This window comes from Pseudomonadota bacterium (assembly GCA_008501635.1).
GTDB lineage: Bacteria > Pseudomonadota > Gammaproteobacteria > QQUJ01 > QQUJ01 > QQUJ01.
On record QQUJ01000010.1, the window covers coordinates 742,858 to 768,642 of the forward strand.

Annotated in this window: 24 protein-coding genes, 1 tRNA gene and 1 pseudogene; 15 read left to right on the forward strand and 11 right to left on the reverse strand. The window is 58.9% G+C overall.

The window, feature by feature from the left end; all coding sequences use genetic code 11:
• Positions 1-3: 3 nt before the first annotated feature.
• A complete protein-coding gene (locus tag DWQ09_05995; GenBank protein KAA3629780.1) occupies positions 4-492 on the reverse strand; it encodes an Lrp/AsnC family transcriptional regulator in 489 nt (162 codons plus the stop codon).
• A gap of 155 nt (positions 493-647) precedes the next feature.
• Between DWQ09_05995 and DWQ09_06000 the strand changes: the two genes are divergently transcribed.
• Positions 648-4,115, forward strand: a complete 3,468-nt coding sequence (locus DWQ09_06000) for an indolepyruvate ferredoxin oxidoreductase family protein (protein ID KAA3629781.1) — start codon at positions 648-650, stop codon at positions 4,113-4,115.
• Here the strand turns inward: DWQ09_06000 and DWQ09_06005 are convergent.
• Both DWQ09_06005 and DWQ09_06010 read right to left on the reverse strand, forming a co-directional pair.
• A pseudogene (locus tag DWQ09_06005) lies at positions 4,112-4,360 on the reverse strand (hypothetical protein). The gene DWQ09_06000 and the pseudogene DWQ09_06005 overlap by 4 nt on opposite strands.
• Positions 4,356-5,060, reverse strand: a complete 705-nt coding sequence (locus tag DWQ09_06010) for a DUF541 domain-containing protein (protein KAA3629782.1) — start codon at positions 5,058-5,060, stop codon at positions 4,356-4,358. The pseudogene DWQ09_06005 and the gene DWQ09_06010 overlap by 5 nt, the downstream one beginning before the upstream one ends.
• Positions 5,061-5,167: 107 nt before the next feature.
• On the opposite strand from DWQ09_06010, the gene DWQ09_06015 reads away from it, so the two are divergent.
• Positions 5,168-5,623, forward strand: coding sequence for a tRNA adenosine(34) deaminase TadA (locus tag DWQ09_06015; GenBank protein KAA3629783.1), 456 nt, complete (start codon positions 5,168-5,170; stop codon positions 5,621-5,623).
• A 4-nt stretch (positions 5,624-5,627) separates the two neighbouring features.
• Here DWQ09_06015 and DWQ09_06020 read toward each other — a convergent pair whose 3' ends face one another.
• Complete coding sequence (locus DWQ09_06020) at positions 5,628-7,052, reverse strand: membrane-bound lytic murein transglycosylase MltF (GenBank protein KAA3629784.1); 1,425 nt, start codon at positions 7,050-7,052, stop codon at positions 5,628-5,630.
• Between the two features lie 222 nt (positions 7,053-7,274).
• Between DWQ09_06020 and DWQ09_06025 the strand changes: the two genes are divergently transcribed.
• The 4 genes from DWQ09_06025 to DWQ09_06040 all read left to right on the forward strand — a co-directional run bounded on the left by DWQ09_06025 (position 7,275) and on the right by DWQ09_06040 (position 9,154).
• A tRNA-Ser gene (locus DWQ09_06025) sits at positions 7,275-7,365 on the forward strand.
• 236 nt (positions 7,366-7,601) lie between these two features.
• Entirely contained in the window at positions 7,602-7,850 is a 249-nt protein-coding gene (locus DWQ09_06030; protein KAA3629785.1) for a hypothetical protein, read from the forward strand.
• Positions 7,851-7,871: 21 nt separating this feature from the next.
• Positions 7,872-8,381 (forward strand): RNA polymerase sigma factor, encoded by a 510-nt coding sequence (locus tag DWQ09_06035; GenBank protein KAA3629786.1) that lies wholly within the window; start codon positions 7,872-7,874, stop codon positions 8,379-8,381.
• A gap of 44 nt (positions 8,382-8,425) precedes the next feature.
• Positions 8,426-9,154, forward strand: a complete 729-nt coding sequence (locus DWQ09_06040) for an anti-sigma factor (protein KAA3629868.1) — start codon at positions 8,426-8,428, stop codon at positions 9,152-9,154.
• A gap of 47 nt (positions 9,155-9,201) precedes the next feature.
• Here DWQ09_06040 and DWQ09_06045 read toward each other — a convergent pair whose 3' ends face one another.
• Positions 9,202-10,077 (reverse strand): MurR/RpiR family transcriptional regulator, encoded by an 876-nt coding sequence (locus DWQ09_06045; GenBank protein ID KAA3629787.1) that lies wholly within the window; start codon positions 10,075-10,077, stop codon positions 9,202-9,204.
• A gap of 181 nt (positions 10,078-10,258) precedes the next feature.
• Between DWQ09_06045 and DWQ09_06050 the strand changes: the two genes are divergently transcribed.
• From DWQ09_06050 to DWQ09_06085, 8 genes are all read left to right on the forward strand, one after another.
• Positions 10,259-11,017: an N-formylglutamate amidohydrolase gene (locus DWQ09_06050; GenBank protein KAA3629869.1), complete on the forward strand. Its 759-nt coding sequence runs from the start codon at positions 10,259-10,261 to the stop codon at positions 11,015-11,017.
• A 53-nt stretch (positions 11,018-11,070) separates the two neighbouring features.
• Positions 11,071-11,583 carry a TRAP transporter small permease gene (locus tag DWQ09_06055; GenBank protein KAA3629788.1) on the forward strand — a complete coding sequence of 171 codons (513 nt, stop codon included), beginning with the start codon at positions 11,071-11,073 and terminating at the stop codon, positions 11,581-11,583.
• Positions 11,580-12,902: a C4-dicarboxylate ABC transporter gene (locus DWQ09_06060; protein ID KAA3629789.1), complete on the forward strand. Its 1,323-nt coding sequence runs from the start codon at positions 11,580-11,582 to the stop codon at positions 12,900-12,902. The genes DWQ09_06055 and DWQ09_06060 overlap by 4 nt, the downstream gene beginning before the upstream one ends.
• A gap of 182 nt (positions 12,903-13,084) precedes the next feature.
• Positions 13,085-14,137 carry a C4-dicarboxylate ABC transporter gene (locus DWQ09_06065; GenBank protein KAA3629790.1) on the forward strand — a complete coding sequence of 351 codons (1,053 nt, stop codon included), beginning with the start codon at positions 13,085-13,087 and terminating at the stop codon, positions 14,135-14,137.
• 151 nt (positions 14,138-14,288) lie between these two features.
• Positions 14,289-15,656: a glutamine synthetase gene (locus DWQ09_06070; GenBank protein KAA3629791.1), complete on the forward strand. Its 1,368-nt coding sequence runs from the start codon at positions 14,289-14,291 to the stop codon at positions 15,654-15,656.
• Between the two features lie 14 nt (positions 15,657-15,670).
• A complete protein-coding gene (locus DWQ09_06075; GenBank protein KAA3629870.1) occupies positions 15,671-17,056 on the forward strand; it encodes an aldehyde dehydrogenase family protein in 1,386 nt (461 codons plus the stop codon).
• 127 nt (positions 17,057-17,183) lie between these two features.
• Positions 17,184-18,356 carry an iron-containing alcohol dehydrogenase gene (locus DWQ09_06080; GenBank protein KAA3629792.1) on the forward strand — a complete coding sequence of 391 codons (1,173 nt, stop codon included), beginning with the start codon at positions 17,184-17,186 and terminating at the stop codon, positions 18,354-18,356.
• Between the two features lie 4 nt (positions 18,357-18,360).
• Positions 18,361-19,110 carry a gamma-glutamyl-gamma-aminobutyrate hydrolase family protein gene (locus DWQ09_06085; protein KAA3629793.1) on the forward strand — a complete coding sequence of 250 codons (750 nt, stop codon included), beginning with the start codon at positions 18,361-18,363 and terminating at the stop codon, positions 19,108-19,110.
• 84 nt (positions 19,111-19,194) lie between these two features.
• On the opposite strand, the gene DWQ09_06090 is transcribed toward DWQ09_06085, so the two are convergent.
• From DWQ09_06090 to DWQ09_06110, 5 genes are all read right to left on the reverse strand, one after another.
• Positions 19,195-20,514 (reverse strand): cytochrome C, encoded by a 1,320-nt coding sequence (locus tag DWQ09_06090; protein KAA3629794.1) that lies wholly within the window; start codon positions 20,512-20,514, stop codon positions 19,195-19,197.
• Between the two features lie 5 nt (positions 20,515-20,519).
• Positions 20,520-21,074, reverse strand: a complete 555-nt coding sequence (locus DWQ09_06095; GenBank protein ID KAA3629795.1) for a cytochrome c4 — start codon at positions 21,072-21,074, stop codon at positions 20,520-20,522.
• A gap of 297 nt (positions 21,075-21,371) precedes the next feature.
• A complete protein-coding gene (locus DWQ09_06100; protein KAA3629796.1) occupies positions 21,372-21,962 on the reverse strand; it encodes a malonic semialdehyde reductase in 591 nt (196 codons plus the stop codon).
• The gene (locus DWQ09_06105; protein KAA3629797.1) at positions 21,959-22,948 is read right to left on the reverse strand and encodes a glutathione S-transferase family protein; all 990 of its coding nucleotides are present in this window, start codon (positions 22,946-22,948) and stop codon (positions 21,959-21,961) included. The genes DWQ09_06100 and DWQ09_06105 overlap by 4 nt, the downstream gene beginning before the upstream one ends.
• Positions 22,949-23,002: 54 nt before the next feature.
• Positions 23,003-23,458 (reverse strand): DoxX family protein, encoded by a 456-nt coding sequence (locus DWQ09_06110; protein KAA3629798.1) that lies wholly within the window; start codon positions 23,456-23,458, stop codon positions 23,003-23,005.
• A 245-nt stretch (positions 23,459-23,703) separates the two neighbouring features.
• Between DWQ09_06110 and DWQ09_06115 the strand changes: the two genes are divergently transcribed.
• Positions 23,704-24,615, forward strand: a complete 912-nt coding sequence (locus tag DWQ09_06115) for a LysR family transcriptional regulator (protein ID KAA3629799.1) — start codon at positions 23,704-23,706, stop codon at positions 24,613-24,615.
• A gap of 125 nt (positions 24,616-24,740) precedes the next feature.
• Here the strand turns inward: DWQ09_06115 and DWQ09_06120 are convergent, their stop codons facing one another.
• Positions 24,741-25,439 (reverse strand): pirin family protein, encoded by a 699-nt coding sequence (locus tag DWQ09_06120; GenBank protein KAA3629800.1) that lies wholly within the window; start codon positions 25,437-25,439, stop codon positions 24,741-24,743.
• Between the last annotated feature and the right edge of the window lie 346 nt (positions 25,440-25,785).

The window sequence follows — 25,785 nt, forward strand, 5'->3', positions numbered from 1 at the left end:
GCGTTACAGGGTGGTTTGACTGCCTTGGGAGTCTGCCAGGGGGAGAGCGGTGTCGTATTTGATCTCCCTCAGCGACGCGAAAGATTCAACGCCCCGCACGCCGGGTAGCACGAAAAGGCAGCTGTGGAGAAAGGCATCGTAGGCGGCGACATCTGCCACCATGATCTTGAGCAGGTAGTCGGAACTGCCCATGGTGCTGTAGCACTCCAGAATTTCAGGCCGGTTCATCACTGCGCGTTCGAACTGCTCGACGATGCCTTCGCTGTGGCGCGTGATGGTGACGTGTGCGAAGACACAAAATCCTATCCCAACCTTCTCCGGCTCGAGGATCGCAGCATAGCGGCGAATGATGCCGCTCTCCTCCAAGGCCTTCAGCCGTCGCCAGCAGGGGGCGGGGGAGAGGCCCACCTGCTCGGCCAGCGCCTGGTTGGTTATCCGACCGTCACGCTGAAGTATCGAGAGGATATTTGCTTCATAACGGTCGTATGGCATTTAAATTGCTCCTTAATGAGAAATAAGAACTATAATTGCTCGTCGACGCAAATACAGCGCAATAATAGCAAAAATATTTCGCTTCACCCTTGCTAGCCTTTGTTTGTACGTGATGAAACCGCCGTAGAGCGGCTTGAACACCAGGAGGAAGAGGTGTGAGCACGACCGTTGATAGGCGCTATGCGCTTGACGATTGCTATACCCGCGAAAGCGGTTGTTTCTATGTCACCGGTACGCAGGCGCTGGTGATGTTGCCGTTGCTGCAGGCGCGCGCCGACCGTGCGGCCAAGCTCGATACCGCGGGATTCATCAGCGGTTACCGCGGATCTCCACTGGGTGGCTACGACCAGGCGCTGTGGAAGGCGCAGGTGCATCTTGAACGCCACGACATCCACTTTGTCGCTGCCATCAACGAGGAACTCGGGGCGACGGCGGTGGCCGGTTCGCAGCAAGTGGAGGCGGAGGGTGCAGCGGCGACTCGCGACGGTGTCTTTGGGCTGTTCTACGCCAAGGGACCGGGCATCGATAGGGCGGGCGATGCGTTGAAGCACGGCCACGCCAACGGCAGTTCGCCCCACGGCGGGGTGCTGGTGGTGGCCGGCGACGATCATGGCTGTGTCTCGTCGTCCATGTCGCACCAGAGCGATCTCGCTCTTCAGGCGTGGCATATGCCGATTCTCAATCCGGCCAATCTGCAGGATTATCTCGAATTCGGACTTTACGGTTGGGCGCTGTCGCGCTTTTCAGGTGCGTGGGTGGGGTTCAAGGCGATCTCCGAGACGGTGGAGAGTGCAGGTGTGGTGACCGTGCCCGAGGTCATGCCACGCTTCGCTGTACCGGTGGAGTTCACGGCGCCGGCGGACGGGTTGCACTACCGCTGGCCCAATCTGCCCAGCGCCGAGATTGAGCAACGCATGTTGAACCGGCTCGATGCGGTGCGGGCATTCGCCGTCGTCAACTCCATAGACCGCCTGCTGGCCGATCCGCGCGAGGCGACGCTGGGGATCGTCACCACCGGCAAGGCACATCTCGATCTGATGCAGGCATTGGAAGATCTGGGTCTAAGTCCGGACGATCTCAGTAGCCTCGGAATTCGGCTCTACAAAGTGGGCCTGAGCTTCCCCCTGGAACCACAACGCATGCTTGCATTTGCGGCCGGATTGGATGAAGTCCTGGTGGTGGAGGAGAAGGGGCCGGTGGTGGAGCAGCAGCTCAAGTCACTGCTTTTTGATCATCGCAGGATCGGTACGCTGGTGTTGGGAAAACGCGATGAAAAGGGCATGCCGTTGATTCCCGAGGTCGATGAGACACGGCCCTATCTTTTGCGCTCTGTCCTGCGGCGTTGGTTGGTGCGTACACGGCCGCAGTTGAAGTTGATCGATGAATCCGTGGTGATTGAAGCACCCGCGGCGGTGGAGTCGCTCGGGCAGCGTGTGCCCTATTTCTGCCCCGGTTGCCCGCACAACACTTCCACCCGGGTGCCCGAGGGCAGCCGTGCTTACGGCGGTATCGGCTGCCATTACATGGCGGCGTGGATGGACCGCAATACCCAGGGGCTGATTCAGATGGGCGGTGAGGGTGCCAACTGGATCGGCCTCGCGCCATTCACCAAAACCGGGCATGTGTTTCAGAATCTGGGCGATGGTACGTTCTCGCACTCCGGATCGCTGGCGATACGCGCTGCGGTCGCTGAGGGTGTGAACATTACCTACAAGATCCTGGTAAACGATGCGGTCGCCATGACCGGCGGTCAACCGGTGGAGGGGAGCCCCACGGTCGACGCCATCTGCCATCAACTTGCTGGCGAGGGCGTAAAGACGCTGGCAGTGGTGTCGGACGATGACCAGCAGTTCGCGCGCGAGCGTTTCCCTTCTGGAGTGCGCTTCTATCCCCGTGATCGGCTGAATTCCGTTCAGGAGGGGTTGCGCGGCACGCCGGGCGTTTCGGTATTGCTCTACGTGCAGACCTGTGCGGCCGAGAAGCGGCGACGGCGCAAACGCGGTAAGTACCCCGATCCGGCACGGCGCCTGGTGATCAACGAACAGGTCTGCGAAGGCTGCGGGGATTGCAGTACCGCATCGAACTGTCTGGCGATTACCCCGGTCGAGACCGAGTGGGGGCGGAAGCGGCGCATCGATCAGACGGCCTGCAACAAGGACTACAGCTGCAACGACGGATTCTGCCCCAGTTTTGTCACCGTGGTGGGTGGGCGGCTACGGCAGCATTCGCGCGTCAATGAAGATGAGTTGGCGCGGCTGGCGCAAGGGTTGCCCGAACCCGCAGTGGCGCTGGGCGACGGCGATTTCAATCTCCTCGTGACCGGTGTTGGCGGCACCGGCATCGTCACCGTCGGCGCGATCGTCTGTGTTGCCGCGCATCTGGAGGGGCATGCAGCATCGGTGCTCGATTTCATGGGTTTCGCCCAAAAGGGCGGTGCGGTGATCAGTCACGTGCGTCTGGCCAGGGATGTCGGGAAACTCCACCAGGTACGTATCGATCGCGCGCGCGCCGATGCCCTGATCGCCTGCGATCTGGTGGTGGCCAATCAACCCGAACCGCTGGCGGCGCTGAAAGCGGATACGCGGGTGGTGGCATCGGTGGACGTGATGCCGACCGCCGAACTGGTGCTGAATCCCGACAAGGACCTCAACGCATCGCTGATGCTGCAACGCATTCGCGCTCAGGTCGGTCGTGAACGGACCGATGCGGCGGCGTTTCGCCATTGGGCCGAGCGACTGACCGGCAGTACCACAGGCGCCAACGTTCTGCAGCTTGGCTATGCATGGCAGCGCGGTCTGGTTCCGGTGAGCCGCGCGGCGCTGGAACGCGCCATCGAGTTGAATGGCGTCGCCGTGGCCGCCAACCAGCAGGTCTTTACCCTGGGCAGGGTGCTCGCCGAGTATCCGGACGCATTGCGCGCATGGATCGACCCGAGCGAAACGCGGGACCGGGCGGTATCGACTGAGAGTGTCGAGGCAATGGTCGCGCGTCGTGTCGATTATTTAACGAATTACCAGAATGCCGCCTATGCTGAGCGCTATCGCCGGTTTGTGCACGAAGTGTCGGAAGCCGTGGATCAGCGAGTCGCGGGCGCTGATGCGTTCACCCGGGCCGTGGCGCACGACCTGTTCAGGTTGATGGCGTACAAGGACGAATACGAGGTGGCGCGACTGCACAGCGAGCCCGAGTTTCTGGCAACCATCGCGGAACAGTTCGAGGGCGGCTACGCGTTGGAGTTCAACCTTGCACCGCCGTTTCTGGCTCGCAGGGATCCCGTCACGGGACTACCGATGAAACGACGTTTCGGTGCCTGGGTGCTTCCCCTGTTCCGTGGCCTGGCGCGGCTCAAGGGATTGCGCGGCACAATGTTCGATCCCTTTGGCCATACCGCCGAACGGCGCATGGAACGCCGACTGATTGAAAGTTATCGGGAAACCATCAAAGGGCTATTGCCGACACTCAGCAAAGCTAATCTTGATCTGGCCGTGGAAATCGCAAACCTCCCGGCCTCCGTGCGCGGCTACGGGCATGTCAAGTTGCGCTCAGTAGAGGTATTCGCTGCCCGCGAGAAAGAGTTGCTGCTGCGGTACGCGGAGCAGAAAGCTTTGGCGCAGGCGGCCTAGTACTCTTTCAAGATGCTATTGACGCCTTCAGCGCCCCTGTGGTGTTTCGCCGCAAGGCGCGTTGCGCAGGCAATGGCCCAGCCCTTGTCACGCGGCGCAACGCCGCGGCGGGACACCAGAGGGGTGCCCTGCGGGTTGGCCTGTCAGCGTCCCTGGACGGCGTTGCAGCTCTTGCAAAGGACTAGGCCATTCGCAGCGAGCCGCGCCTTGCCAGGAACGCTGACAGACCAACTGCAGGCGTCAATAGCATTTTGAAAGAGTACCAAGCAATTCGATTGTCCCCTGAATGGTGACGGTCACCTGCTGATCGCCCGCCTCGATGGTAGGCGCTGAGCGTGCAAGACTCATTTCAGCACCGCGATACATCGGTTGCGGCGAGGAACCGCCGCTGTCGGACACCTGCATATCCACCAGGCGGTATTGGTTGCGCCCCCATGCTTGTGTGATCAGTTGCGCACGGGTTTTGAACGCTTCGATGGCGCGCTGGGTGAGCTGATCCTCGATGTGTTTGCGCAACTCCGGCGAAAGCTCGTAAGTGAGCGAACGCAAGGCCAGCGTCTTCTGCAGCTCTCCCAGTAATGCGCTCAAGGCCTTGCTGTCGCGACTCTCCAGACGCATCGCCTGCCGGACCTGCCACTGCCCCGTCGGTTTTCCCGATTGATAGACCGGAGTTGTCCGGTACTCCAGAGTCTGGGACTTGATCGCGTGCTGCTGTTTCGCGGTTTGCAGGGCCGCGGCAATCAATCGATTCACTTGATCGCTGGCCCGCGCCACGTCCTGGCTCTCCTCTTGTGCATAGAGCGTCGCGACCACGATGTCATTTTCGACCTGATCGCTGGCGGCGGCGCTCAAGTGGACGCGATCGTAGGTGAGTGGCTGGGAGTCCGCGGTCGCGGGGGAGATTGCCATCAGGCCAAGTACCCCGGCTATCACAAATCGATTCATGGAGTGTTCCCTGTGTGGTTCGTTGTCTCACGACAGCATACTGTAGAATTGCGCGACCACCACCCTGCTCCTTCAAGTGTTCATCATAGAGCACAAACCACAGGTCAATGAGCAACGACACCGATACGCACTTTATGCAGCGCGCTCTGGAGCTGGCTGAATCCGCAGCCGGCGAGGGGGAGGTGCCGGTAGGTGCCGTGTTGGTTAAAGATGGCGAAATCATCGGTGAAGGCTGGAATCGACCGATCACCAGTCATGATCCCACTGCCCATGCCGAGGTACAGGCGCTGCGCGCGGCCGCGGAGCGGGTCGGCAACTATCGCTTGGTGGGCACTACGCTCTATGTCACTTTGGAGCCATGTGCAATGTGTGCCGGTGCAATGATCCATGCGCGGATTGCGCGACTTGTCTACGGAGCGCTGGACCCCAAGACGGGTGCCGCGGGCAGTGTGATGGATATCGTGCGCCACCCACAACTCAATCATCAAATTGAGGTGACGGGTGGCGTGCTGGAGTCGGCGTGCGGGGAGAGAGTGCGGGAGTTTTTCCGCGAACGACGCTAGTGTGTCAGGAACTCGGGGTGTTGCTGGCAACCAGATCTTCCGCGAATTTCTGGCGGGTTTCATCGGTTAGCGGAAAGCGCCGCATCAACTGCTCGTAGTAATCGCGGATTCGCTCAACATAGGTAACCGCCTCGTCACCGCGGGCGTAACCGTGCTTGAGGTAGGCGTAAAACTCCTTTTTCCGCAGCAACGGCAGCTGCTTCTTCACATCGACCCAGCGATCGGGATCCATGCCCAGGTGCTGGGTCAGGGCACGCGCATCTTCCAGATGACCGAATCCCACGTTGTAGGCAGCCAGCGCCAGCCAGGTACGATCCGGATTGGTGATGCGTTCGGGGAGCTGGCTGAGAATGCGGCTGAAGTAGCGTGCGCCACCGAGGATACTCTGCTCGGGATCGAGCCGGTTCTTGATGCCTACATGCGAGGCCGTGGCGAGCGTGAGCATCATGATTCCGCGTACACCGGTCGGTGAGATTGCGCGGGGATTCCATGCTGATTCCTGATAGCCCATGGCGGCGAGCAGGCGCCAATCCACCTCGTAGCGGGAACTGGCGGTCAGGAAGTGGGGCTCGTAGCGCGGCAGTCGCTTTTCGATGTGACGCAGAAACACCTTGGTCTGCACGTAGTCGAAATCGTTGACATGACCGAAGTACCGTTCCTTCAACTGCGCGAGTGTTCCATCTTCCTTGGCGCCGCGGATGAACTTGGTGGCCGCGCGGTAGAGTGTATCGTCTGTCGACAGCGGCAAAGCCCAGGCAATGCGCTTGGGTTCCGACAGATCAAAAGCGACCCTGAGTTCGGGATAGAAGCGGCGCACATAGGCTATCTCGTGCGAATCCGCTATCGCGAAGTCGACGCGTTTCTCCCACACTCGATTGAGCAGCTCCTCGGTGCGTGCCGCGGGGGTTTCCACCCAACGCAATTCAGGGTATTGCTTGCGCAGGGATTCGAGGGTTTCGGCGTGGGCGGAGCCGCTGACCACCTCAAGATAACCTTCGTAAATGTCATCGATGGAGGCGGGGTCGCGCTCGCCCCTGCGATAGATGAGCTGCTGGGTAATTTTCTGGTAGTCGGGGGTGAAGCGGACCCGGCTCCCCAGCTGGCGGCGTACCGTAACACCAGCGGCGAGATCGGCTTCGCCACTGGCCACCATGGGGAGAATATCGGCAGTTCGCTCGGCGACAACCAACCGAAGCTGCACCCCCAGATGCTCGGCAAAGCCCAGCGCCAGATCATGCTCCAGGCCGGCGGGACCATCCGGACCCTGGAAGTAACTGGTGGAAGCGTCGCGGGTTACAACGACCAGTTCACCCGCCTGCTTTACGCGCTCGAGATGCGAGACGGGTTTTTTGCAGGCCGACAGCGTCAGGGTGGAGAGGGCAAGAATCCCCGCGACTGTCAGTCGGTAATAGGCGCGTTCGTGTTGCATCGCAACATTCTATCCGATTAGCCTGCCAGTTTAAACAGTTTGATTGAAGTATGGCGTAAGTATTCGCAGTTGCACTCTTATGTCAACGCTCTATCCCCAATGGTTCAAACGGGTATCCCGCTACTCATAGCTTTTTTACTGGTGTAGAATCCCGGCCCTCTGGTTGGCCAGCTTGGATTAAGCGCGACATGCCGTGCTAACCTGCTGAATAACAAAGTATTAGGAGAGGTGCCGGAGTGGTCGAACGGGACGGACTCGAAATCCGTTGACCTGCTCTGCAGGTCCCAGGGTTCGAATCCCTGCCTCTCCGCCAAATTAAGAAGGGCCCCTTGCGGGGCCCTTCTTAATTGGTTGGGCAGGTAGGATTTGAAGAGAACCCTACGCGGCGTGTTGCAGTTTTTCCGTTGCTTGGCAGCGACAGGCATTATCCAGGTATCCCGCGCTAAAACTTACTTCCGTACTAAACTATTTCCTGCTCCGCCGGAATAAACGCGGCCCTTGCGCGTTAACAGCGTCGAGTACCCCCAATTTGGAACTGGAGACAACGCTATGAAAGCTGGAACCCTCGTACTTGGTTTAACCCTGTCATTGCTCAGTGCCCCGGCATTGGCCTTCCACTGTCCCAAGGATATGAAGACGATCGATGCGGCCCTGGATGCCAATCCCCAGTTGACCATGTCGCAGATGGAAGAGGTCAAGAAGCTGCGGGCCGAAGGTGAAACGTTGCACAAGGCAGGTGATCATCAGCGGTCGGTCGAAACGTTGGCTCAGGCGATGAAGTTGCTGGGAATCGAATAGCTTTCGAGTCTCTCTGACGTTATGGAGGACGCTTTTCAGGGCCTGTTGATCGAGCAGATCCCCCGTCTGCGGCGCTATGCGTGTGCGTTGACGGGGGATTCCACGCAGGCCGATGACCTGGTGCAGGATTGCCTGGAACGCGCTTGTCGCAAGTCGCGGCTGTGGCGGACCGGTTCCGATATCCGCGCCTGGTTGTTTACGATGCTCCACAATCTCCATGTCAGCAGGATTCGTAAGGAGGCCCGCCGCGGCACGGAGGTTCCCTTGGATTCGGGCGCCGAGGGGTGCCACCGTGATGGCACCGATGCGCACCTCGGGTGGCACGATGTGCAAAAGGGATTGGCTCGGCTCCCCCTTGACCAGCGTGCGGTGCTTTTGCTGGTGGCGGTGGAAGGGATGCGCTATGAGGAGGTTGCGCTGGTGTTGGACGTGCCTTTGGGAACCGTGATGTCGAGGCTGTTTCGGGCCCGGGAACGACTGCGTCGGTGGGTGGATGGCGAGAGCGCACCGCGTCTCAGGAGCATCAAATAGTGACCACCACAACGCCAGTCACTGAGCGCGATCTGCATGCCTATATGGATGGGCAGATCGAAGATTCGGTGCATCGTGCGACTGTCGAGAAGTATCTTGCGGCCAACCCGGAAGAGGCTGAACGCCTGCGGGCCTATGCGCGCATCGAAGAGGTGCTGCGTAATGGTGTCGGGGCGATCGCGGCGGAACCGGTTCCCGGGAAGTTGAGTGCCGCTGTGCTGAGGTCGAGACGGCGAAGCTACTGGCCCAAAGTGGCGGCCGGGATCGGCTGGGTCGCGCTTGGGGCGGTCATCGGCTGGTCGATCCGCGGTGCGAATCTTCCGCAAGCGGATCCCCTGCATCAGGCGCTCGTTATGCCGGCGTTGGTGGCCCACGCCGTCTATACGCCCGAAGTGCGGCATCCGGTCGAGGTATCGGCTCAGGAGGAGAAGCATCTGGCCGCGTGGCTCACCAAGCGGCTAGGCGCTAAGGTGACGATACCGCCGTTGCAGGAGGCAGGATTCGCATTGGTAGGTGGTCGATTGCTGCCGGCAAACGATGGTAGCCCCGCGGCGCAATTCATGTACGAGGATGATTCGGGGAAACGCCTCACGCTTTACGTGCGCCGTATGCAGCATGGCGATTCGCAGGTCGCGTTTCGTTACGATGTGCGCGAAGGCGTGGGTGTTTTCTACTGGATTGATACTTCGTTTGCTTATGCGCTGAGCGGGGAGCTGACACGCGATCAGTTGCTGGTGGCCGCGCGTGTGGCTTACCGGGCGCTGAATCCCTGAGCACCGCTTCCGCAAGGGGCCGCTGACCTGTTTGGAGGCGCGCGTCGCTAGATAAACTTTCTGAACAACTTCGTCTGATCGAACAATTCCTCGAGCGCGTTCATGCGCTTTTTCGTCTCCTTCCAGGTGGCGGTTTGCACAGCGGCAATGACCGCTTCCACGATGAACAGCGTGACGACCGATGAGTCCCACGCCGACGGTGCTTCGATGCGTGAGTGAAAGCTGTGCGTCGCATGCTTGGCGGCAGGGGAACCCCACTGATCGGTAAACAACACCAACGTTACCCCTTTTGACGACGCCATTTCGGCCAATCGCAGGATATCCCTTTCATAACGCCGGATATCGAAGGCGACGAGTACGTCCCCGGGCCGCATGTTGAGGACGTAGTGGGGCCAGGTGTTCGAGTTTGATGCGACCAATGTCATTCCGTTGCGTATCACCTGCATATGCGTGAAGAAGTAGTCGGCCAGCGATCGCGTGATACGACCGCCGACCACGTGGACGGTGTGAGCCTGATCCGAAAGCAGGGCGACCACGGCGTTGAATGTCTCCGGGTTCAACTGCCGGAGCGTTTGCCGCATGTTCTCCATGACAGCATCGGCGAATCGGTTGAGGATGTGGGTGTCGGGTGCCTTTTCTGCCCAGCGGTCGTGCTTGGTGATGGGGTTCGAGATGGTCGCTTCCAGTTCAGAGCGCAACATCGCCTGGAGTTCCGGGAAGCCATCGAATCCCAGTTTTCTGGCCATCCGCACAACTGTGGCGGTCGATACGCCTGAGGTCTCGGCGATGGCGGTGATACTGCCCAAGCCGGAGACCGGGTAGTTCTCCAGGATCATATTGGCGAGTTGACGCTCGGCCCGGGTCAGCTCCGTGAATCGGCTGCGCACCCGCTCGGCAACGGTAAGTTCTTGAGTTGTATCCATAACCTTCAGTTCCCCTGGCTAACGGCGTGCTGCACCCATTCCGAACGCAGTTGAAAAATATACGTCATGGAATATTCTGAAGAAAAGAATCAAACAGTAAACAACTTGACACAAGTAAAAAAGGTGAAGAAATATATACAACCAGGTGGAGAGGGAGGCAAGTGTGACGATGGAGGATCTCATGTCGGCGGATGCTCTGCCCCCCGATAGGGTGGTAGAGGTGCTGAATCCGACGGGCGCGGGAGAGTTCATCCTGGTTTGCGAGCACGCCTCGAATTTCATTCCAGACGAGTTGAAGAATCTCGGGCTCGAGGGGGATGTGTTGCAAAGTCACATCGCCTGGGATCCCGGTGCCTTCCTGGTTGCGCAGGCGATGTCCGTCGAACTGGATGCACCATTGATAGTACCCCGGATCTCACGACTGGTTTACGACTGTAATCGTCCCCCATCGGCGCAGAGCGCGGTGGCCACGGAGAGTGAGGTCTATGAGATCCCTGGCAATGTTGGTCTTTCCGCTGAGGATCGTCAGGCGCGAGTCAGTCGGTTCTACGAGCCGTTTCGCGACACACTGAATGCCAACGTTCAGCACAAGCTTGCGCGTGGGTCCAACCCGATCCTGGTCACCGTTCATTCGTTCACTTCGGTTTTCAAGGGTGTCAGCCGCGATTTGGATATCGGCATTCTGCACGATGTCGATAGCCGATTGGCGGATGCGCTGATAAAGATCTTCGCGGAAGAGAGTGCGTTGATCGTCAGGCGCAATGAGCCCTACGGACCCGAAGATGGGGTGACCTACACTCTGACCGAGCATGCACTTCCATACGGACTCCCCAATGTGATGATCGAGATTCGAAATGACCTGATCGACAGTCCGTCAAGCCAGCAGTCGATGGCAGAGAAGCTGTCGAAGTATCTGGTGAAGGCGGGAGCAGTTTATTAGGGAATCAAATCTATCACCGGGAGATTTTTCGGCAACGGTGGAAAAACGGGTAAATGCCTAAAGCGATAAGAATGTACGTGCGCTACGTCGAAGCCTTGAACCGCCGAGTGGGCAGGGCGGTGATGTATCTCATCTTCGTCATGATGGGCGTGCTGCTCTACTCCTCGATATCCCGAACCTTCTTTGACGTACCTCTGATCTGGGTGGTGGAGGTGGCGCAGATGACCATGGCCGCCTACTACATCCTGGGCGGAGCATACTCGATGCAGATCGATGCCCACGTCAGGATGGATCTTGTCTACGGCATGTGGTCGCCCAAGCGGCAGGCGTTTGCCGACACGATCACCTCGGCATGCCTGCTGTTCTATATCGTCTTCCTCCTGTACGGGGGAGTATCGAGCACTCAGTACGCCATCGAATACGGTCAGAAAAACTATTCGGCGTGGGCACCACCCATGGCACCCATCAAGGTTGTTATGACCGTCGGTATTGCATTGATGCTGTTGCAGGTGATCGCCACCTTCTTCAAAGACCTGGCCAGGGCACGAGGGAAAACCTTGTCATGAACTATGAGCTGATTGCTCTGTTGATGTTTACCTCGATGCTGCTGATGCTGCTGACCGGGCAGCGCGTCTTTGGTGCTATCGGATTTGTGGCCACCGTTTTTGCGCTGCTCCTGTGGGGCGATGGTGGAACCGAGATGCCCTTCAGCGCGGCCTTCAAGCTGTTCAATTGGTATCCACTGTTGACGTTGCCACTGTTCATCTACATGGGTTACATGCTTTCCGAATCGGGTATTGCGAGTGATCTATACCGAGCCTTCCACGTCTGGTTTGGCCCTCTCAATGGTGGACTGGCTATCGGCACCATCGGCTTGATGGTTGTGATCTCGGCGATGAACGGATTGAGCGTGGCCGGCATGGCGATCGGAGCGAGCATCGCACTGCCCGAGATGTTGCGGCGCGGTTATGACAAGGTCATGGTGACCGGTGTCATTCAGGCGGGCAGCTCGCTGGGCATTCTGGTGCCACCCAGCGTTGTATTGGTCCTCTACGGCATGATCGCTCGGCAACCGGTGGGTCAGTTGTGGCTGGCGGGTGTGTTCCCCGGGCTGATGCTGGCGGGTCTGTTCATTCTCTACATCGTGATTCGTTGCAAGCTGCAGCCGCATTTGGGGCCGCCGCTGGCTGAGGCTGAGCGGCAGATGCCGTTGATGGAAAAACTCAAGCTGCTGAGAGCCGGTGTACTCCCGCTTTTGATTTTCTTCTCCATGACCGGCCTTTTCGTCATGGGGATCACCAGTCTGGTGGAGAGTTCCGCTGTGGGCGCAACGGCCGCTACTGTAGCCGCCCTGGTCAAGGGGCGCTTGACGCGACATGTCATGGAGGAGACGCTGCGCAAATCATTGGCCGTGAGTTGCATGTTCATGTGGGTGATACTCGCCGCGCTTGCATTTGGTGCCGTATTCGACGGGCTTGGTGCGGTCAAGGCGATCGAGTCGCTGTTTGTGGAACGTTGGGGTCTCAGCCCATGGGGTGTGCTGATCATGATGCAGGTCTCCTACCTGATCATGGGCACCTTTCTCGACGATACTGCGATGCTCGTTATCGTCGCGCCGCTCTATGTGCCGCTCGTGATCGCCCTGGGTTTCGACCCGATCTGGTATGGCGTGCTTTACACCATTACCTGCCAGATCGCGTACATGACGCCGCCGTTCGGCTACAACCTGTTTCTGATGCGCGCCATGGCACCTCCCGAAGTCACGCTCATGGATATCTACCGGTCGATCATTCCCTTCGTGCTGGTGATGATGGTTGGCCTGGCCCTGGTGATGGTGTTTCCGGGGATCGCCTTGTGGCTGCCTGACACGGTTTACGGGAAATGACGCGACGAGCAGTTGAATGAGGGAAAAAACGGCTCTGTTTGAGAATGGAAACCGGCGGCGTATCACAACCGGTCCACGCTGAATCCGCCGCTGTCTGATCCGGGTAAAAGCACTTCCTGGATTCAGGTGATAAAAAGTGGATCGACGATAAGTGGAGTATTCATCCAGAGGAGGTTGAGAGAATGAGCAACAGACGAGAGTTTTTAAAGAAGGCGAGCCTGGGAACCGCCGCCGTCGTCGCAACTGCCGGTGCACCCTACGTACACGCGCAAAAAAAGACCACAATCAAATGGCGACTGCAGACCTATGCAGGTCCTGCCTTGGCAGAGCATGTCATCAAGCCGTCCATCGATGCCTTTAACAAGATTGCGAATGGCGAGATGGTGATCGAACTCTATTTTGCCGATCAGTTGGTGCCTACCGGCGAGTTGTTCCGGGCCATGCAGAAGGGCACCATAGACGCGGTGCAAAGCGATGACGATTCGATTGCCGCGCCTGTGGATGTTTCAGTCTTTGGCGGCTATTTTCCCTTTGCCTGCCGTTACAGCCTGGACGTGCCTGTGCTGTTTAACCAGTATGGTCTGAGGGAGATTTGGGAAGAGGCTTATTCCGAGGTCAAAGGCGTGACCTGGTTGAGCGCCGGTGCGTGGGATCCGTGTCACTTCAACACCGTCGAGCCCATCAACAGTTTGGCGGATCTCAAAGGAAAACGCGTCTTCACCTTTCCAACAGCGGGTAAGTTTCTGTCGCGCTTCGGTGTCGTACCCGTAACGCTTCCCTGGGAGGATATCGAGGTCGCGGTGCAAACGGGCGAGTTGGATGGCATCGCATGGTCCGGCATTACCGAGGATTACACTGTCGGTTGGGCCGATGTGACCAACTACTTTCTGACCAACAATATCTCCGGCGCCTGGATTGGCTCTTACTTCGCCAACTCTGATTCTTGGAGCGCGGTACCGGAGCACCTGAAAGAGTTGTTCCGTGTCACTATGGATAGCTCGCACTATTACCGGCAGCATTGGTACTGGGGCGGCGAGGCGCATCTGCGCGTGAAGGGCACGAAACTGAAACTCACCACGATTCCAGATGCGGAGTGGAGCACGGTCGAGGTGGAGGCGCGCAAGTTCTGGGATGAGATCGCCAAGACGAGTCCACGCGCGGCTAAGGTGGTCAAGATTCTCAAGGAGTACAACGACGTCATGTCGAAGGCAGGCCGCCCCTATCGTTACACCTGATAAGGACCTGGCGCTGAAGGGCGCGACCCCAGGGGGTGCAGCCCCCTGGGGTTGTGTGTTTCGGCACGAAAGTGAAACGATAGCCTAGTGACGCCGACCGCGTGCAGGTACCAATAGAATCCATACACCAACCAAAAAGTGGACAAACCAGATGGCTGGAAAACTGACGTTTGCAGAGCTGAAACAGTCTGTCGCCAACGGTGAGATCGACACCGTGATTGCCGCGCAGGTCGATATGCAGGGCCGGTTGATGGGCAAGCGCTTTCAGGCGGAATATTTTGTCGACAGCGCCTGGCGAGAGACGCACAGCTGTAACTATCTGCTCGCCACCGACATGGAGATGGAGACAGTCGACGGATATAAATCCACGAGCTGGGAGACAGGGTACGGTGACTACACCATGAGGGCGGATCTTTCGACTCTGCGGCGTATACCCTGGCTGGAGGGAACGGCACTGGTGATCTGCGATGTACTTGACCACCATACTCATGAGGAGGTTGTTCACGCACCACGGGCGATTTTGAAAAAACAGGTCGCCCGGTTGGAATCAATGGGTATGAAGGCATGCATGGCCTCGGAGCTGGAGTTTTTCCTTTTTAAAGAAAGTTATGAGGCAGCGCAGGAGGGGGGTTACCACAGCCTGACACCGATTAGCGCCTACAACGAGGACTACCACATCTTCCAGACCACCAAGGAAGAAGAGATTATGCGTGCCATCCGCACGGGTTTGAACGGTGCCGATATTCCGGTGGAGAACACCAAGGGCGAGGCCAGCGCCGGGCAGGGAGAGATCAACGTCTGCTATACCGATGCGCTGACCATGGCCGACCGGCACGCGATCATCAAAAACGGATGCAAGGAGATCGCCTGGTCCAAGGGGCATGCGGTCAGTTTCATGGCGAAGTGGAGCTACACGGCGGCGGGTAGCTCTTCGCATGTCCACCAGTCGCTGTGGAGCGTGGATGGAAAACCGCTGTTCTACGATCCTGAGGCGAAACACGGCATGTCGGAGCTGATGCGACACTACCTCGCCGGACTGTTGCACCATGCGAGCGAGATCACCTATTTTCTGGCACCTTACATCAACTCCTACAAGCGCTTTATGGCGGGCACCTTTGCACCCACCAAGGCGGTTTGGTCCTTGGACAACCGCACCGCCGGTTACCGTATCTGCGGTGCGGACAGTGAGTCGGTGCGTGTCGAGTGCCGTGTCGGCGGGGCCGATCTGAACCCCTATCTTGCAATGGCAGCGCTGCTGGCGGCGGGCATCGATGGAATCGAGAACCGGCGTAAACTGGAACCCGCCTTCGTGGGTAACGCCTATCGCGGTAACGAAGTTCGGGAGATACCCACCACGTTGCGCGCAGCAGCGGAGGCACTGGAGGGTTCAAAAATGTTGCGCGCTGCGTTGAGTGATGAGGTAGTGGACCACTACGTCCATGCCGCGCGCTGGGAGCAGTTCGAATATGATCGCCGCGTTACTGATTGGGAAGTGGTGCGCGGTTTTGAGAGGGCTTAAGCGAGATGTCCGCACTGAACGTCCTGCAATGTATCTCCCCCATTGATGGTTCGGTTTACGCCGAGCGCCAAATTGCCGAACCCGCAGAGGCTGCCCGCACTGTTGGTGCGGCGCGGGTTGCGCAGCGCGAGTGGGCTCAGCGCCCCCTGGGAGAACGCATAGCGCTGGTCCGTGCCGGTGTGGCGCGGCTGGGAGAGATGACCCATGAAGTGGTACCGGAGCTGGCCTGGATGATGGGCCGACCCATCCGCTACGGTGGCGAGTTCAGAGGGGTGAACGAACGCGCCACCTACATGGCCGATATTGCCGAAAGAACACTTGCACCCCTGGTCGTCGAAGAGTCGGCAGATTTCGAGCGGCGCATAGTTCGCGAACCCCACGGCGTTGTTCTGGTGATTGCGCCCTGGAACTACCCCTACCTCACCGCGATCAACACTGTCGTGCCCGCGTTGATCGCGGGTAACGCGGTGGTGATAAAACACGCCACACAGACCCTGCTCGTTGGTGAGCGGATGGTGCGTGCGTTCGAAGAAGCGGGGTTGCCTCGTGGTCTCTTCATCAATCTCTTCCTCGATCACGCGATCACCGAGAAGTTGATCGCCGCCAGGCATTTTGACTTCATCAACTTCACCGGTTCGGTTGGCGGAGGGCGTGCCATCGAACGTGCGGCGGCCGGAACCTTTGTCGGATTGGGGCTCGAACTGGGCGGCAAGGATCCCGGTTACGTGATGGAAGACGCCGATCTGGATGCTGCGGTCGACACGTTGATAGATGCGGCGATGTTCAATTCCGGACAGTGCTGTTGCGGAATCGAGAGGATCTACGTTACGGCCTCCCGCCATGACGCTTTTGTGGAGAGAGCGGTTGGCATCGTCTCCGGCTATCGATTGGGTAATCCCCTCGATGAGACGACGACGCTGGGTCCCATGGCGCACCAACGTTTCGCCGCTGTCGTTCGCGCTCAGGCCGCCGAAGCAGTTGCCGCGGGCGCGACGGAACTGATCGATCGGGCGCTCTTTCCAGCCGATGATGGCGCTGCCTACCTGATGCCGCAGCTGCTGATCAACGTGGATCACGGCATGCGGGTGATGCGCGATGAGAGCTTTGGTCCCGTTGTGGGCATCATGAAGGTCGCGAATGATGAAGAGGCGCTCGCGCTGATGAACGACAGCGAATACGGCCTCACCGCTTCGCTGTGGACCTCCGATCCTGTCCGTGCGGCAAATCTCGGCGCCCGAATCGAGACGGGTACCGTGTACATGAATCGCGCGGATTACCTGGACCCTGGCCTGTGCTGGACCGGCTGCAAGGCAACCGGGCGCGGCGGGGCGCTTTCCGAACTCGGTTATCACAATCTCACGCGCCCGAAATCCTACCATCTGAAAAAACGGACACGATGAACAGACGGGTCGGGTGGCGTCCATTGCGAGTTCGGCCGCAACGATGCTTCGGCGCTAGTGCGCGGCTCAAATGGCGCGACCGGCTTTCCAACAATTCAATCTCTACAGCGATTAGACGGAGACCTGTGTGAACGATGTTTCTGCTTTGAAAGGTAACTGGAACTACCCAACGGCGATTCGCTTTGGCGTGGGACGTATTCGTGAACTACCTGATGCCTGCCGCACCTTGGGAATGCAGCGGCCACTGTTGATAACCGATCCCGGGCTGGCGGCGCTGCCGATGATTCGGCAGGCGCAGGAGGCGTGCCGTCAGGACGGATTGGCCTGCGAACTGTTCTCCGAGGTGCGGGGCAATCCGGTGGCTGAGAACGTGACCGCAGGGGTGGAGGCGTATCGCAGGGGTGACCACGATGGGGTGATTGCCTTCGGTGGTGGCAGTGCGTTGGATGCCGCCAAAGCGGTGGCGTTGATGGTCGGGCAGACGCGGCCATTGTGGGATTTCGAAGACCGTGAAGATTGGTATACGCGGGTCAACGTCAAGGGCATGGCTCCCGTGGTGGCGGTGCCGACCACTTCGGGTACCGGCTCTGAAGTGGGCCGCGCTTCGGTCATTACGGATCTGCGCGATCACACCAAGAAGATCATTTTCCATCCGCGCATGCTGCCCGCCCTGGTTATCGCCGATCCGGAATTGACCGTGGGTCTGCCGGCTGCCATGACCGCTGCCGTGGGAATGGATGCGCTCTCTCACAACCTGGAGGCGTACTGCAGCCCGTCCTACCATCCGATGGCGCAAGGTATCGCGCTGGAGGGCATGCGGTTGATCAAACAGTGGTTACCGGTTGCGTGTGCAGATGGCAGCAACCTGGAAGCCCGCGCGCACATGATGATCGCATCCTCCATGGGAGCTACGGCATTCCAGAAAGGGCTCGGCGCGATGCACAGCATGAGCCACCCTTGCGGTTCGACGCTGGACATGCATCACGGACTGACCAATGCCGTGGTGATGCCCTATGTGCTGGCCTTCAATCGACGGGCTATCGAGGAGAAGCTGGCGGCGTTGGCGCGCTATCTCGACCTACCCGGTTCCAATGCGGATGCAGTGTTGCACTGGGTGGTGGAGTTGCGCGAACAGATCGGTATTCCGCACACCCTGGCGGAGCTTGGTGTCACGCCCGGTCACGTGCCGACACTGGCGGAGATGGCCGTGGTCGATCCTTCTTCGGGATCCAATCCGGTTCCGTTGACAGTGAAGAATCTCACCGAGCTCTTCATGCAGGCCATCGAGGGCAGACTGTAACCGGATGAGAGTGTGCAAACCTGCTATAGGGCTGACTACTTACGGGACGATCGAACAGCCCGATTATCGTGTGCCCGAGGAGTATGTGCATGCGGTAGTTAGGGCCGGTGCGGTTCCGTTTCTGCTCCCGTCGGTGACGGCAGACTTTTCTGAACAGTGGCTGGAGCACCTGGATGGGTTGGTATTGGTTGGCGGCGGCGATCTGGACCCGAAGCATTACCGGGGTGCCGGTCACGAGACCGTTTACAACGTGGATGCAGCGCGCGACAGCGCAGAGTTGCGTCTTACTCGACTGGTTCTTGAAAGGGAGATCCCAACTCTGGCCATCTGCCGCGGCATGCAGCTGGTCAATACCGTTCTTGGTGGTACCTTGCATGTACATATTCCGGATGCCTTCGGCGAGGGACTGTCGCACCGCGCACCGCCACGAGTCCCTACGCCACACGATGTTTTCATCCATCCCCGCTCACGACTGACAACACTGATGGGCTGCCAGCGCGCTTCGGTTGCCTCCTGGCATCACCAGGCTATCGATCGCCTGGGTGCCGGGCTTCGCGCGGTGGCCTGGGCCGAAGACAGTGTCATCGAGGCGGTCGAGCTGATCGACAACCCACGATTGATCGCTGTGCAGTGGCATCCGGAACTCACCGTAGAGGATGATCCGGCGCAACAGGCCCTTTTCGACGGATTGGTTGAGATGGCGAGTGAAACGGGGCAGTGGTCGTCAGCCAGCTGCCGGGGTAGTACGCGTTAGCCGAAGTGGTCGTTGAATTGGCGCAGCCGGCCGAAAAAAAACGGGGCCAGAGGCCCCGTAAAAGTCATGTGTTACAACGAGAACTCAACCGAAGATGTCGTGGGTGATGTTGTTGAACCAACCGTGGGCATAGTTCATCTCGCGTTCCAGGTTCTGCTCACTGGCATCCATGGGTGTCAAACCGCCGGAGCCTTTCACTGGATTGATGCTGTTGCCATTCTCGTCCAGCGAGTAGACGAAGCTCACCGAGATTCCGTACTTTTCACCCACGATGCTGTAACAGGTGTTCATGTACGAAGGTTCGCCCGGAGCATTGCCGGCGAGCAGATCGATGACCGCCGCGGCACAAACCTTGGCTTGTACGTTAGCGCTATAACCTGATTTCGGCATCTTTGTCGCATCGCTGGCATCACCCAGGACATGGATGTTGGGATGAATGGTCGATTCAAAACTCTTCTTGTTTACCGGGCACCACCCTTTTTCGTTCACCAGGCCGGCATCAAACGCTATCTTTCCTGGTTTTTGCGCGGGAATGAGATTGAGCACATCGCCGCGATGCTTGTCGCCGAAGCGGGTGGTGACGGTGCGGCTGGCGGCATCGACACTTTCGATACCCTTGTCGGTTTGTTCGCCGCTGATCCACTCGATCATGCTGTTCGCCGTGCCGTAACCGTAGAGCCGTTTCCAGCCTTGGACAAACAGCCCCTGCTTGGAAAATTTCGGCTTGGCATCCAGAATCAGGATCTTGGATTTTGGCTTGTGATGCTTCAGATAGTGTGCGATCAGGCTGGCCCGCTCGTAGGGTCCCGGAGGGCAACGGAACGGATTGGGCGGCGGACATATCACCACCGTACCACCATTGTGCATTGCCTCGAGCTGCTTGCGCAGAATGGCTGTTTGCGGTCCGGCTTTCCAGGCGTGGGGAATGGTCTGCGCAACCGTCTCATCGTAACCACTGATGGTTTCCCACTTGAAGTCGATGCCGGGCGAGACGATGGCGCGGTCATAGGCAAACTTCTGACCGCTCCTGGTCAGTACTGTGCGCGCCTGCGGATCGATGGCGGTAACGGTGTCGTGCACAACCTTGACGCCATGGGCGCGCAGACCGTCGTAGCTGAAGGCGATCGAGTCGAGCGCGCGGTCACCCGCCAGTACCTCGTTACTCATGAAGCAGGTGTGATAGGTGGGATTGGCTTCGATCAGAGTGACTTCGATGCCGGGGTTTTGCATCCGCAGGTAGCGGGCCGCAGTGGCGCCACCAGGACCGCCCCCGACGATCACCACCTTGCCGGAGGCTCCGGCACTGCTTTTTGACATGTTTGCGCAGCCAGGCAGTGCGATTGCAGCGGAAAGGCTGGCGCCGAGTTTGATAAAGTCGCGACGATTGATAGTAGTCATGCGCATTCTCCCTACTGCTGGCTGCCGTAGTAGTGGATGACGGATTCCACGGCACCCTGGCCGTGTTCCTGCAGCATCTCTCTGACCTTGGCGCGCATCTTCTTGGGTGCTTCGCGATCCCCGGCCTTGAAGTCCTGCATGGAGTAGGTGAGATAGAGCATGGACTGTCCGGCGAGAATCCCGCCGTCATCGGATTTGCGGCCGCCGTCCTCGTGGCACTTCTCGCAGTACTGCCGATGCAGCTGTTTGCCTGTGTTGGCTTTGGCCTGCGCGACGGCCTGTTTCATCGGCTTGAGCGGTTGCACCGAGAAGTAATCGGCCATGGCCTTGAGGTGGGCATCGGTATATCCCTTGGCGATGCGATCCATGACCGTGGCTTTGCGTGATCCATCCTTGAACGCCTGCATGGTTTCAACGAAATACTCTTGGTTGATGCCCGCCAGGCTGGGAGTGATGCCAACGCTGCTACCGCTGGTTCCATGGCAGGCCGAACACGATGCCGCGAGCATCGTTCCACTGGGTTGGGCCGCCTGCGCGGTAGGCGCGAGACTCAAGCAACCGAGCATGAGCGACCCCGCAAAGAGTTGTCTCCTCATAAAGGCTTTCCTCCTTAAATGAATGGATTGGTTGCTTGATTTTGCTTTGTTCACCGCAACCTTATAGTGGACCGAATCAGGTGCTCAACAGCCCCGGATCCGACCGTGACATTCTTGAGAAGGAGCAGGGCGATGAACACCTCACAGGCGGGGTAACCGAAACCCCCCTTTGTGGTTAGTCGTTTGGAAATGCTTAACACAGCCGAATTGCGTGATATCACACACTTCACGCCGAGCTGGTTGTAAACTTGCGTAGCGCGTTGATCGCTAATTGATGGTGGCGGCCTGCGTGAAACTCAGCCGCGGCCCGCGCGGGCAGAGTCCCTCGTCGTCTCCGTAACCGAGGTTGGCGAGAAAGTCCGAGCGATAACGTCCGTCCGGAAAAAACTCGGCGTCCAGTTTGACGTTGTCGAAGCCGGACATAGGGCCGACATCGAGCCCCAATGCACGGGCGGCAATGATCAGATAAGCGCCTTGCAGAGTGCCGTTGCGTGTCATGGTCGATTCTGCAAGTGCGGGATTGTCTGCGAACAGGGACTTGACGTCCTGGTGTGGAAAGAGTGTCGGCATATGTTCGTAGAATCTGCGATCGTGCGCGACGATCACGGTGACCGGCGCCGCAAGGGTCTTCTCCAGGTTGCCGGTCGCCAGCGCAGGTTTCAGACGATTCTTGGCCGCAGGGGATTTAATGAAAACCAGCCGTGCAGGCGTGCAATTCATGCTGGTTGGACCCCATTTCATCGTATCGTAGAGCTGTACCAGCAACTCGTCGGGCACTTCGCGATTCCGCCATCGGTTGTGAGTGCGCGCGGTGCGGAACAGGGTGTTGAGCGCCGCATCATCGAGGGGCTGATTCATGTCGGATTCCTTTCTGATTCAGGCTTCGTAAACCGGTCGCGGTCGTGCGCTGCGGTGAAATCCAATTGCGGGCCAATCGGGACGATGCCCTTGGGATTCAGTGTGGGATGACTGGTGTAGTAGTGGTGTTTGATGTGATCGAGATTCACGGTCTCCGCGATCCCGGGGATCTGGTACAGCTCACGCGTGTAGGCCCACAAATTGGGATAATCCACCAGGCGGCGCAGGCTGCATTTGAAGTGGGTGTGGTAGACCGTGTCGAAGCGCGCCAGGGTGGTAAACAACCGCCAGTCGGCCTCGGTGATCTGATCGCCCACCAGATAGCGCTGTTCGGCCAATCGCGCCTCCAGCACATCCAGCATCTCGAACAGCTGCACTACGGCCTGTTCGTAAGCGGTTTGGGTGGTTGCAAAGCCGGCGCGATAGACGCCGTTGTTGACATAGTCGTAGATGGAACGGTTGATGGCGTCGATCTCCTCACGCAGAGGCTTCGGGTAGAGATCGACCTGGTGCCTGCCCCAGGCGTTGAAGGCGGTGTTGAGCATACGGATGATCTCGGACGATTCGTTGTTGACGATGCGTCGCCGCTGTTTGTCCCAGAGTACCGGCACCGTAACGATGCCGTTGAAGTGCGCGTCGGCCATCCGGTAGACCTCGTGCAGCGTCCGCAAACCGTTGACGGTGTCGCGGCTGCTCCCGGGATAGGTGCCGAACACCCAGCCTTCTTCGCCCATGTGGGGTTCGACCACGTCCACCGAAATCACCGCTTCCAGTCCTTTGAGCGAGCGTACGATAAGCGTGCGGTGCGCCCAGGGACAGGCGAGGGAAACGTACAGGTGGTAGCGCCCCGGTTCGGCCTTGTAGCCACTGCTGCCATCAGCGGTGATCCAGTCGCGGAAGGTGCTCTCCTGACGGTCGAACTCGCCATTGCGGGTCGAGGGCTCAAAGCCGTCGCTGTGCCAGGTGCCTTGGTTCAATTGATACATGGGATACGACTCCAAAGTCGGGGCGGGGCCCCTCTCGGAGCCCACGCACAAGGGTCAGTTTGCGATGCGTTGCACGATGAGGCGGTCCAGCGACCAGCGTCCGCCGCCCTGGAAGGTCAGGGCCAGCGAACCGGCCAGTAGCGCGAGTCCTAACTCGTACCCGTTGTTGCTGATGAAAAGCCCGTTGCCGATGTGGACCGTGAGGATGGCCACCAACATGGTGAAGGCCAAAACAAGGGCCGCCGGGCGGGTCAGCAGCCCCAGCACCAGGGCGATACCACCGAAGAATTCCGCGCTGCCCGCCAATAGCGCCATCCCGTAGCCGGGGGTCAGACCTATCGAATCCATCCATTGACCGGTGCCCTCCAGGCCATAGCCGCCAAAAGCGCCGAACAGCTTCTGAGCACCGTGGGCAATAAAGATGATGCCCAGCGGTATACGCAGGAGCAGGCTGCCTGACTGGTCGGTGGTGGCGAGGGTGCGGACTACGCTGCGTTTCGTGGCGGTCATGGTGGGCTCCTGAAAAGTGACGGGTAGTACTGTTGCGTATCAGGCTAATGGTTCACGGAGGGGAATGAAATTGGAATAATCTCATCGAGACATTCAAATATCATGAACCTGTAAAAAACCAATAAAAACAGATTATTAATGGCACCTAATATTGTTTTTAAAGACTATTTGATAACAGGTGATCGCGTTATTTTGAATCTGTTGAGCTAAGCTTGGGGTGGTTCATACCGTGTTGGAGTTTGACTATGGGATTGCGAATCACGCTCGATGCGTTAGCGGTGCTCGATGCCATCGAGCGCAAGGGAAGTTTTGCCGCGGCCGCGACCGAGCTGCACCGGGTGCCTTCGGCAATAACCTATACCGTCCAGAAGCTGGAGCAGGATATCGATGCATTGTTGTTTGATCGTCGTGGCCATCGCGCGCAACTGACCGCCGCAGGGCGCAAATTGCTCGAAGATGGGCGCCACCTGCTGCGGGCCGCAAGCGAGTTGGAGTGCGCCGTCAAGCGAGTGGCCACCGGCTGGGAGAGCACCTTGACCTTGGCCGTGGGCGATATCTATCCCATAACCCGCCTCTTTCCGCTGTTGGCCCGGTTCTACGCTGAGCAACGCGGTACGGAGATTCGGCTGCTGCGCGAAATGCTCTCGGGCGTGTGGGATGCCCTGCTGTCGGGCCGTGCGGATATTGCCATCGCCGCAACGGGCACGGGCCCGGCCGGCGGCGGCATAAGCACCCGACCTCTGGGTGAGGTGGCATTCGTGTTCGTGATGGCGCCCCACCATCCCTTGGCTTTGCTGCCAGAACCGCTGGCCGAGGCAGATCTCCTTGGTCACCGCGCCATCGCCGCAGCTGACAGTTCGCGGAATCTACCCCCGGTCACGTCGGCGTTACTGAAAGGGCAGGAGGTGTTTACGGTGCCGGACCTCGCCGCCAAGATCGAAGCGCATCGCTACGGCCTGGGCGTCGGGTCGGTACCGCGCTTCATGGTGACCGAGGATCTGGCGACGGGGCGTCTGCTGGAGCGTCGGGTTGAATCCGACGTCCCTCACCCGCAGATCTGCCTGGCCTGGCGCACCCGTGAGAAGGGTAAAGCGCTCAAGTGGTTTCTGGAGAGCCTCGAGGACGAATCGCTCTATCGGGACATCGTGAACTCCTAGCCCCTATGTTGCCCCGAGCAGGACAAACCGTAACCGTGCTTCCACCAGGCGCTGATCTCGCGTCAACCATCTGATCAGGAGTGCAGTTCCTGTTCTCGGCGGTCCGCCTTCGCGCGGTATGCGGGCTAGGGCAGCTCAAACAGCAGGACTTCGGCGCCGTGGCCGTTACTGAGTCGGATTTCAGGCTCAGCGGTTATCGTCGCACCATCGCCGGCCTGCAATGCTACGCCGTTGATGCTCACGGTGCCGGCGGCGACCTGTGCGTAATAGTGCAGGCCTGCCTTCGTAGAGTGAGTATCCACTTCGTTGCCATCCACCAGGGCGCAATAGAGTCGGGCGTTCTGGTGGATGGTTACCGAGCCCGCCTCTCCGTCCGGGGAGGCAACCAGTCGCAGCCGCCCACGTTTTTCGGCCTCGGGAAACAGGGTCTGCTCGTAGCTTGGTGCAATCCCGGTCACATCGGGCTGAATCCAGATCTGCAGGAAGTGCACCGGTTCGCTGTCCGAGGCATTGAATTCACTGTGGGTGACGCCGGTGCCGGCGCTCATGCGCTGGATTTCACCCGGGCGGATCACCGAGGAATTGCCCATGCTGTCTTTGTGCCGCAAGGAGCCCTCCAGCACGTAGCTGATGATCTCCATGTCCTGGTGATCGTGGGGCGCAAAGCCGCCGCTGGGAGAGACGCGGTCTTCGTTGATGACCCGTAACACAGAGACGCCCATGTGCGCCGGATCGTAGTAGCCGCCAAACGAGAAGGAGTGGTAGCTGTCCAGCCAACCATGATTGACGTGGCCGCGCTCCTGGCTTTTTCGGGTGATGAGCATGTTGTTATCCTCAAGATGTTCAAATTAATCAATGAATGACGGAACTGTAGTCCGGCCAATGAACGATTGTTAGAAGGTAATCCTGGTCAAATCATTCAATATTTCAGAATAACCTTTCTGAAATATTGGCTGAGGGCCTCAAGACATCGAGTCGCAGGGACAATTCACCGTCGTCGCGGATTCTCCCCGGGGTCCAGCCGGGTAATAGGCGGGCGGGTTGGGATCGGTTGCATTACCAAGCAAATTGATAAGGATACTCCGATGGTGAAGTGACGCCGGTCGCGCTTCTATCGTACAATCGACCGTTCCGCCCGCCTGGGCGGGAGTGTCGAAAGGGACTCCCCGT

Coding starts and splice junctions, on each gene's coding strand:
- DWQ09_06095 (KAA3629795.1), bottom strand. CDS start 21,074: ATGCTCGGTTGCTTGAGTCTCGCGCCTACCGCGCAGGCGGCCCAACCC.
- DWQ09_06055 (KAA3629788.1), top strand. CDS start 11,071: ATGCCTAAAGCGATAAGAATGTACGTGCGCTACGTCGAAGCCTTGAAC.
- DWQ09_06015 (KAA3629783.1), top strand. CDS start 5,168: ATGAGCAACGACACCGATACGCACTTTATGCAGCGCGCTCTGGAGCTG.
- DWQ09_06090 (KAA3629794.1), bottom strand. CDS start 20,514: ATGCGCATGACTACTATCAATCGTCGCGACTTTATCAAACTCGGCGCC.
- DWQ09_06120 (KAA3629800.1), bottom strand. CDS start 25,439: ATGCTCATCACCCGAAAAAGCCAGGAGCGCGGCCACGTCAATCATGGT.
- DWQ09_06105 (KAA3629797.1), bottom strand. CDS start 22,948: ATGTATCAATTGAACCAAGGCACCTGGCACAGCGACGGCTTTGAGCCC.
- DWQ09_06070 (KAA3629791.1), top strand. CDS start 14,289: ATGGCTGGAAAACTGACGTTTGCAGAGCTGAAACAGTCTGTCGCCAAC.
- DWQ09_06045 (KAA3629787.1), bottom strand. CDS start 10,077: ATGGATACAACTCAAGAACTTACCGTTGCCGAGCGGGTGCGCAGCCGA.
- DWQ09_06020 (KAA3629784.1), bottom strand. CDS start 7,052: ATGCAACACGAACGCGCCTATTACCGACTGACAGTCGCGGGGATTCTT.
- DWQ09_06065 (KAA3629790.1), top strand. CDS start 13,085: ATGAGCAACAGACGAGAGTTTTTAAAGAAGGCGAGCCTGGGAACCGCC.
- DWQ09_06110 (KAA3629798.1), bottom strand. CDS start 23,458: ATGACCGCCACGAAACGCAGCGTAGTCCGCACCCTCGCCACCACCGAC.
- DWQ09_06100 (KAA3629796.1), bottom strand. CDS start 21,962: ATGAATCAGCCCCTCGATGATGCGGCGCTCAACACCCTGTTCCGCACC.
- DWQ09_06035 (KAA3629786.1), top strand. CDS start 7,872: ATGGAGGACGCTTTTCAGGGCCTGTTGATCGAGCAGATCCCCCGTCTG.
- DWQ09_06030 (KAA3629785.1), top strand. CDS start 7,602: ATGAAAGCTGGAACCCTCGTACTTGGTTTAACCCTGTCATTGCTCAGT.
- DWQ09_06010 (KAA3629782.1), bottom strand. CDS start 5,060: ATGAATCGATTTGTGATAGCCGGGGTACTTGGCCTGATGGCAATCTCC.
- DWQ09_06050 (KAA3629869.1), top strand. CDS start 10,259: ATGTCGGCGGATGCTCTGCCCCCCGATAGGGTGGTAGAGGTGCTGAAT.
- DWQ09_06040 (KAA3629868.1), top strand. CDS start 8,426: ATGGATGGGCAGATCGAAGATTCGGTGCATCGTGCGACTGTCGAGAAG.
- DWQ09_06115 (KAA3629799.1), top strand. CDS start 23,704: ATGGGATTGCGAATCACGCTCGATGCGTTAGCGGTGCTCGATGCCATC.
- DWQ09_06085 (KAA3629793.1), top strand. CDS start 18,361: ATGAGAGTGTGCAAACCTGCTATAGGGCTGACTACTTACGGGACGATC.
- DWQ09_05995 (KAA3629780.1), bottom strand. CDS start 492: ATGCCATACGACCGTTATGAAGCAAATATCCTCTCGATACTTCAGCGT.
- DWQ09_06060 (KAA3629789.1), top strand. CDS start 11,580: ATGAACTATGAGCTGATTGCTCTGTTGATGTTTACCTCGATGCTGCTG.